8 protein-coding genes are annotated in these 7,841 nt (G+C 73.6%); 5 read left to right on the forward strand and 3 right to left on the reverse strand.

Annotated features, from left to right (window positions below; translation table 11 throughout):
* A partial coding sequence (locus E1200_RS28610) for a TetR family transcriptional regulator (protein WP_165950504.1) occupies window positions 1–689 on the reverse strand: 689 nt, incomplete at its 3' end.
* Between the two features lie 323 nt (window positions 690–1,012).
* Between E1200_RS28610 and E1200_RS28615 the strand changes: the two genes are divergently transcribed.
* The 3 genes from E1200_RS28615 (at window position 1,013) to E1200_RS28625 (ending at window position 5,138) form a co-directional block, all read left to right on the forward strand.
* On the forward strand, window positions 1,013–1,285 hold the full coding sequence (locus E1200_RS28615; protein ID WP_243708898.1) for a hypothetical protein: 273 nt from the start codon (window positions 1,013–1,015) through the stop codon (window positions 1,283–1,285).
* A 117-nt stretch (window positions 1,286–1,402) separates the two neighbouring features.
* Window positions 1,403–1,678: a DUF6504 family protein gene (locus E1200_RS28620; protein ID WP_131955190.1), complete on the forward strand. Its 276-nt coding sequence runs from the start codon at window positions 1,403–1,405 to the stop codon at window positions 1,676–1,678.
* A gap of 1 nt (window position 1,679) precedes the next feature.
* Window positions 1,680–5,138: a DNA polymerase III subunit alpha gene (locus tag E1200_RS28625; RefSeq protein ID WP_131955191.1), complete on the forward strand. Its 3,459-nt coding sequence runs from the start codon at window positions 1,680–1,682 to the stop codon at window positions 5,136–5,138.
* Here the strand turns inward: E1200_RS28625 and E1200_RS28630 are convergent.
* Window positions 5,118–5,816, reverse strand: a complete 699-nt coding sequence (locus E1200_RS28630; RefSeq protein WP_131955192.1) for a DUF4328 domain-containing protein — start codon at window positions 5,814–5,816, stop codon at window positions 5,118–5,120. The two genes, E1200_RS28625 and E1200_RS28630, sit on opposite strands and share 21 nt — an antisense overlap.
* Window positions 5,817–5,925: 109 nt before the next feature.
* Window positions 5,926–6,252: a hypothetical protein gene (locus tag E1200_RS28635; protein ID WP_243708899.1), complete on the reverse strand. Its 327-nt coding sequence runs from the start codon at window positions 6,250–6,252 to the stop codon at window positions 5,926–5,928.
* A gap of 354 nt (window positions 6,253–6,606) precedes the next feature.
* On the opposite strand from E1200_RS28635, the gene E1200_RS28640 reads away from it, so the two are divergent.
* Window positions 6,607–6,834: a hypothetical protein gene (locus tag E1200_RS28640; RefSeq protein WP_131955194.1), complete on the forward strand. Its 228-nt coding sequence runs from the start codon at window positions 6,607–6,609 to the stop codon at window positions 6,832–6,834.
* Window positions 6,835–6,972: 138 nt separating this feature from the next.
* A complete protein-coding gene (locus tag E1200_RS28645) occupies window positions 6,973–7,767 on the forward strand; it encodes a methyltransferase domain-containing protein (protein WP_131955195.1) in 795 nt (264 codons plus the stop codon).
* Window positions 7,768–7,841 lie beyond the last annotated feature (74 nt).

The raw sequence follows: 7,841 nt of genomic DNA on the forward strand, positions 1-7,841 counted from the left end.
CAGTCGCGCATCGTGCGGGCGACCACCGCGACGGCCTCGTCCACACGGGCCGCGACCGTCCCGGCGTCCCAGATGTCGCGGCGCGCGCAGTCCTCGAACGCGACCTTGAGCGCGCCCTGGAAGAACGCGACGACGATCCGCGGCCGGAGGTCGTGCTCGGGGTCGACGTCCTCGCGCCGCGCGATCTCGGCGGCCAGCGCCTCCGCGGACGCCGCGTGCCGCGCGAGCTGCGCCGCCATCAGCGACGGCGTCGCCTCGATCACCTGCCGGACCCGCCGGAACCGGAGGCCGTCCGCCGGGTCGCCCTCGGAGATCGACCGCAGCATCACGCGCAGCGACTCCAGCAGCGCGGTGAACGGGCGCTCCCCGGGCGGGCGCGCGGTCAGCGCGTCCTTCAGGATCTCGTCGTGGTCGGCGAGGAAGGCCGTGACGACGTCCTCCTTGGTGGCGAAGTAGCGGAAGAACGTCCGCTGAGACACCTCGACCGCCGCGACGATCTCGTCGATCGTGGTCGCCTCGTACCCCTGTGAGAGGAACAGGTCCAGGGCCGCGTCGACGAGCGCCGTCCGGGTCCGCCGCTTCTTGCGCTCGCGCAGCCCGGCCAGGGGGCGCTCGGCCAGGGGGCGCGGCGGGGCGGCGGGACGGTCGTGCGCGGGGCCTGACGGGTCGCCGGCGGGGACGGCGCTCATCGGCTCGCTCCTTCTTCGGTCCGCTTGGCGCGGGCGCTGGGGCGCCCGCCGACAGGTGGCTTCTATCACGGACGGGCCCTCCGGCAGGGCGCCGGGTTCCGGGCTCCGGAAGGGCCCCGCACGCGATTGGCGCGGGCTGGCACGGTGCGTCGCCGGCCCGTTCCAGGTCCATCCCCGCGGTTTCGCGAAACAGGCGTTCCCACTCTCGGGATTTCGCTGCACGCCCCCCGGGATCGGGTCATGCTGGGAATCGGTCACCATTCGTCGCCGGATGATCGCCCATCGTGGTCTCCGGTGATCCGGACCATGCTGAGGCGGCTGTTGTGTCTGTAGTCGGTGGGCGGGAGATCGCCGAGGTGCGCCGGCGGCACCTCGCGGTCCTCGCGAGAGAAGTGGGGGCCCGCGGCCTTTCCTGGCGCTTCGCCGGTCCCGAGGAGTCCCTGCTGAGCGTGACGGGCCCGCGGACGCGGCGGCAGGTCATGGTCGTCGCCACCCTCTTCGGGGACGAGTGGTACTACCTTTGGCCAGGTGGCGGCATGGCCGGCGTGGCCGACGCCGCCGAGGTCGCAGAACGTCTGACCCGGATGCTTGGATAGGCGCCGGCAGGCCCCCGCCTTGCCCTCGGGCGGGCGATGTCTCTAGACTCGGGTCCGAACACCAGTTCGAACACCCGCATGCACTTCCCCCGTGCGGCGCGCACGAGGGGGAGGCAGATGACTCGGGTTTTCGGCGACCCGGTGGACGTCCGGGTGAGTGACGGGCGTCCCGTCGGATTCGTCTGGCGCGGCCGGCGCTACACCGTCCGGCGGGTGCTGGAGCACTGGGTCACCACCCGCGACTGGTGGCGGGAGCAGCACCCCGCCGGCGAGGCCACCGGCGAGCGGGAGTTCTGGCGGGTCGAGGCGACCCCGGACATCGAGATCGGCGTCTACGAGCTGCGCTACGACGTGGCCGCCGACAGCTGGTTGCTATCCCGGGTATGGGACTGACGTGCACATTCATGTCGCTTCGGGCTATTCGCTCCGGTACGGGGTGGCGCCGCCCGCCGCCCTCGTGGATCGCGCGGCGGAGCTCGGCATGGAGACGCTCGCGCTGACCGACCGCGACGGCCTGTACGGCGCGGTCCGGCACGTCCGGGCCTGCCGCGAGGCGGGGATCGGCGCCGTCGTCGGCGCCGACCTGCGGGTCGCGCCCCGCCCCGCGGACGCCGCCGCCGGGCGGGCGGCCCCGCGCACCGGGCCGGCTTCGCGCACCGCGTCCGCAGCGCCGCACGCCGGGTCGGCTCCGCGCACCGCGCCCGAAGGGGAAGAGCGGATCGTCGTGCTCGCGGAGGGGCGGGCGGGCTGGCGGTCGCTGTGCCGCCTGGTGACGGCGGCGCACGCGGGCGAACGCGGGAGGCCCGCCGTGACGCGGGAGATGGTCGGGGAGCACGCCGAGGGCCTCATCGTCCTGCTCGGGCCCTGGTCGGACGTGGGCCGGGCCGTCGCCGCGCGGCGGCCCGACGAAGCGGCGCTGCTGCTGGCCGCATGGCGCGCGACCGCCGAGACCGTCCTGGAGATCGTCGACCACCACGACAAGGGGGACGGGCCGCGGGCCGCGCGGATGCTCGCGCTCGCCCGCGAGAGCGGGGTGCCCGCCGTGCTGGGCAACGCCGTCCGGTACCTGGAGCCGGCCGACCACCCGGTCGCGCAGGTGCTGGACGCGGCGCGCCGCCTCGCCCCGCTGCACCGGCGGCACCTCGACGACCGCACCGGCCAGGCTTACCTGAAGTCGATCCCCGAGATGCGGCGGGTCGCGGAACTGAGCTGCGGCCCCGACGAGGCGGACGCGCTGCTCGCCGCGACCCGGCGGCTGGCGGCGCGCTGCGTCCTCGACCCGGCCGGCGACCTCGGGATGGACGACGTCCACCTGCCGGCCGTCGCGGGCGACGCGCACGCGCGGCTCGTCGCGCGCTGCGCGGCCGGGCTGACCCGCCGCGGGCTCGGCACGTCGTGGCGGGCCGCCGCCCGGCTGGAGGCCGAGCTCGGCGTGATCGCCCGCAAGGGGCTGGCCCCCTACTTCATCACGGTCGCCGACGCCGCCGCGCTGATCAGGTCGCGCGGCATCCGGTGCGCGATCCGCGGCTCGGGCGCCGGCAGCCTCGTCAACCACCTGCTCGGCATCGGCGACCTCGACCCGCTGCGGCACGACCTGCTGATGGAGCGGTTCCTCGCCGACAGCCGCGAGGGGCTGCCCGACATCGACCTGGACGTGGAGTCGGCCCGCCGCCTGGAGGCGTACGAGGCGCTGTTCGAGCGGTTCGGCGGAGAGAGCACGGCGTGCGTGTCGATGATGGAGACCTACCGGGCGCGCAGCGCCATCCGCGACGTCGGCAACGCCGTCGGCCTGCCGCCGCTGGAGATCGACGCGATCGCGAAGGCGTTCCCGCAGATCCGGGCGAGCCAGATCCGGACGGCGCTGCACGACCTGCCCGAGCTGCGGCAGAGCAACCTGGCCGCGGGGCGCCTGGAAGTGCTGTTCCGGATCGCCGAGCGACTGGACGGCCTGCCCCGCCACATCGCCATGCACCCGTGCGGCGTCCTGCTGTCGAACCCGTCGCTGCTCGACCGGACGCCGGTCGAGCGGGCCGCGGTCGGCTTCCCGATGAGCCAGTTCGACAAGGACGACGTCGAGGCGATGGGCCTGCTCAAGCTCGACGTCATCGGCGTGCGGATGCAGTCGGCGATGGCGCACGCGGTGGCGGAGGTGGCGCGGACGACGGGGGAGCGGATCGCGCTGGAGGACGTTCCGCGCGACGATCCCGCGACCTACCGGCTGATCCGCACGTCCCGCACGCTCGGCTGCTTCCAGATCGAGTCGCCCGGCCAGCGGGACCTGATCGGCCGGCTCCAGCCGCGCGACCTGGACGACCTGGTCATCGACATCTCGCTGTTCCGGCCCGGCCCGGTCAACTCCGACATGGTGTCGCCGTTCCTGGAGTCGCGCGCCGGGACCAGGGAGCCCGAGTACCCGCACCCCGACCTGGAACCGGCGCTGCGGGAGAGCCTCGGCGTGGTCGTCTTCCACGAGCAGGTGCTGCGCGTCATCGACGTGATGACCGGCTGCGGCCTCTCGACGGCGGAGGCGGCGCGGCGGAGCCTGAACGATGAGTGGGGCCGGGCGGTGGTGGGCGCCTGGTTCCGGGAGCGTGCCCTCGCCAAGGGCTACGAGGAGCCGGTCGTCGACCGGGTCTGGCGGACGCTGACCGCGTTCGGCGCGTTCGGGTTCTGCAAGGCCCACGCCGCGTCGTTCGCGCTGCCGACCTACCAGTCCGCCTGGCTGAAACGGCACCACACGGCCGCGTTCTACGCCGGTGTCCTGACCCACGACCCCGGCATGTACCCCAAGCGGGTCATCCTCGACGACGCGCGGCATTTCGGCGTCCCGATCCTGCCGCTGGACGTGAACCGCTCCGGGGCGGACTGGCACGTCGAACCCGTCCCGGGGAGCGGCCGGGCCGGCATCCGCGTCGCGCTGAGCGAGGTCAAAGGCATCAGGGACGCGGAGGTCGCAGCGATCGTCGCGAACCGCCCCTACACGTCGCTGACCGACTTCTGGCGCCGCGCCGAGGTCTCCCGCCCGACCGCCGAGCGGCTCGCCCTGGCCGGCGCGTTCGACGGCCTCTACGCACCGGAGGAGGTCGCCCGCCGCGACCTGCTCTGCCGGGTGGGGGCGCTCGACCGCGCCACCGGCCGCGCACCCGTCGTCGAGGGCCAGCTCCCCATCGGCGGCGGGGACGGCGAAGCCCCGCTCGAACTCGAACTCGCCGCCGACGTCCCCGCGGGTGAGCTGCCGCCGATGACGCCCGCCGAGGTCGTCGAGGCGGAACTCGACATCCTCGGCATGGACGTCAGCCGCCACGTCATGACCTTCTACGACGAGCTGCTCGCCGACCTCGGCGCGATTCGCGCCGGTGAACTGGCGGGGCGTCCCGACGGGTCCGAGGTCCTGGTCGCCGGCGTCAAGGTCGCCACGCAGACCCCGGCGGTCCGGTCGGGGCAGCGCGTCATCTTCGCCACGCTGGACGACGCGACCGGCCCGGTCGACCTCGCGTTCTTCGAGTCGGTGCAGGACAGGTGCGCCGCCACCGTCTTCGGCTCGTGGCTGCTCGTCGTCCGGGGCCGCCTCCGCCGCGCCGGGGCGCGGGCCGTCTCGATCACCGCGCACGCCTGCTGGGACCTGAACGCCCTGTACGAGGAGTGGCGGCGGGGCGGGCGGGACGCCGTCCGCGCCGCGCTGGCCGCACCGGCACCGCCGGGACGGCCCGTCGGCAACCGCATCGTGCAGCCGACGGGGTTCGCGATGTCGCCGTACTCCGACATCGGCCACGCCGGGCCGGTCTCCGGACGTCCCCCGCGAGGAGCCCTCTGGCACACCAGCCAGGGCAGCTCAGGCCCGGCCCCGCGCTAGCTCTCCCGGGGCGGTCTGGAGCCGGGTGATCTGGAAGACGGCCGCCATGCACAGGGACGCGGCGAGGGACTGGAACGCGGCGGCCGCGACCCCGACGTGGACGTCGAAGCGCGCGTCGGAGAGCGTGTCCACGCTGCCGTGCGCGAAGGAGTAGGCGAGCAGCACGCCGAGCAGGACGCACACCCACCACGCGGTGACGACAGCACCGACGGCCTGGCGCTGGGCCGTCCGGTACCGGCCGGTGTTGACCCACACCTCGTAGACCGTCCGGGCGGGCAGCCACAGGTTGACGACCGGGGTGAACCAGCCGAGCAGCACCCAGGCCCGGTGGTACCGGTGCGGTCCGGGCGACTGCCCGTAGGCGCGCCACAGCCAGGTGAGGTACAGGACGCCGGTGACGCCCGCCATGATCGCGCTGATGGTGAACAGCTCGGTGTAGGGGGCGAGGGCCTTCTCCGTGGCCGCGGCGTCATAGGTGCCGTGCGTGGCGCCGCGCAGCGGCTCGGAGAACCGGAGCAGGCTCAGCCCGGAGCCGAGCGCGACGAACGCGTTGAAGCCGAGGAGCATGAACACGGCGACGCCGACGGCCCGGAAGTCGCGGCGGCGCGCCCACGCGCCGCACGCGGGGCACCGGACGACCTCGGTCGGGATGATGTCGCCGCACAGCGCACACGGCATGGTTCACCTCCGACGGCTTTGCGCTTCGCTGTACCGGATACTACGTACCTTTGACTTGTGCGGCCCAACGCGGGTTCGCGTTCCACCGGCGGTTTCTTCAGCGGTTTCGTCAGATGTGGAAGACGAACCGGGTGGTGGCGAGCGTCGCCGCGCCGGCGAGGGTGGCCCAGGCGGCGAGGCGGCCGAGCCCCCCGGTGGACAGAAGTCTCTCGGGCCGGAAACCGGTCACCAGCAGCAGTGCCCACCATTCGGCGGTGAGCGCGACCGTCGCGTACAGGGCCCCGAAGCCGATCAGCGAGAACAGCAGGACGACGGCCGCGGGCGTCGCGGTGTGCGCGAAGAGCACCGGGCCGCGCGCCCGGCCGCGGACGCGGCGGCGCAGGCCCACGAGGACGGCGGCCCACCCGGCGGCGCACAGCAGCCACAGGGCCGGCACCGTCGCGGGCAGGCCGTTCAGCGCTTCCGGTGCCAGTGCCTCGTCCTTCCCCCGTGGCCTTCCCGCGGCCCTTGCCCGCGTGCCCTGCCCCGTCCCCGGCGGGGCGCGGACCGGATGTCTGATCCGGCTCGCATGTGGTGAATTCTCGCAGCATTACGGCTTCGCCGTCCCGGCGGGGAGGCGCGCCGGCGACCGGAGACTGTCAGAGGTGCTCCGTAGTGTTGACCTTGTGATTCGGGCGACACCTGGGAACAGAAGTCGAACCGAGTGGCTTGTCATGACGTACTAGGGGTATGTGACCCTTCGGTGGTTCGCACCGGCGCGGCCCACCGGGCATGGAAGGGGTGTTGGGCAGTGAGCGCAGCCACCGACACGTTCCATCTTTCCCACCCGCGGCTCGACGGGCCCGCCGAGCGGACCGTCGTCGAACCGTGGCTCACCGAACTCACCCACGCGACGCTGAACGCCTACGCCGAGACCTCACCCGAGACCTCACCCGTGCTGGCCCCGGTCGAGGCGCTGCCCCTGCGGGCCGTCCCGTCCGCCCGGCCCGAGCCCGGCCGCGTCGCCGTGGCGGCCTGACCGACGACGACGAAGAAGAGGGGACCGAGCAGCCCTCGGTCCCCTTTTCTCTTACCGTGCGTCTCAAATAGCAAGACACATTTCCCATAATGTGAGAAGCGGTCGTAGGGTGAAGGGCATCCGAAAGAGGTGATCGCGATGACCCCGGCCTACACGCACGGCCACCACGCGAACGTGCTGAGCTCCCACAAGTGGCGCACGGTCGACAACTCCGCCGCCTACCTGGCCGGGCACCTGCGCCCGGGGCTCTCGGTTCTGGACGTGGGCTGCGGCCCCGGCACGATCACCGCGGGCATCGCCGAACGCGTGGCGCCGGGCCGGGTCGTCGCCGCCGACTCCGCGGAGAGCGTCCTGGACGAGGCCCGCCGGAACACCGCCGGGGCGGACAACGTCGAGTTCGCCGTCGCCGACGTCCACGCCCTGGACTACGCGGACGGAACGTTCGACATCGTCCACGCCCACCAGGTCCTGCAGCATGTCGCCGACCCCGTCGGCGCGCTCCGCGAGATGCGCCGGGTCACCCGCCCCGGCGGCCTCGTCGCCGCCCGCGACGCCGACTTCGGTGCCATGATCTGGTACCCGGAGCCGCCCGGCATGGCGGACTGGCCGCCGATCTACTACGCGGTCGCCCGCGGCAACGGCGGTGAGCCGGACGCCGGCCGCCGCCTCCTCTCCTGGGCCCGCGCCGCCGGCTTCACCGACGTCACCGCCACGTCCTCCACCTGGTGCTACGCCACCCCCGCCGAACGCGAATGGTGGAGCGAGTCGTGGGGCGGCCGCATGATCAGGTCGTCGGTGGCCGAGCATGCGGTGGCGGGCGGCCACGCCACCCGCGAGGAACTCCAGCGCGTCTATGACGGCTGGAAGGAGTGGGCGGCCGCAGACGACGCCTGGTTCTCAGTGACCCACGGCGAAATCCTCTGCCGCGCCTGACCGCCCGTCGCAAGTCAGCGCAGCCGGTGGTCCTTGTGGGGGCGGCTAGGTGCCGACTGTCTCTGGGGCTGGGG

The organism is Actinomadura sp. GC306 (assembly GCF_004348665.1).
Lineage (GTDB): Bacteria > Actinomycetota > Actinomycetes > Streptosporangiales > Streptosporangiaceae > Spirillospora.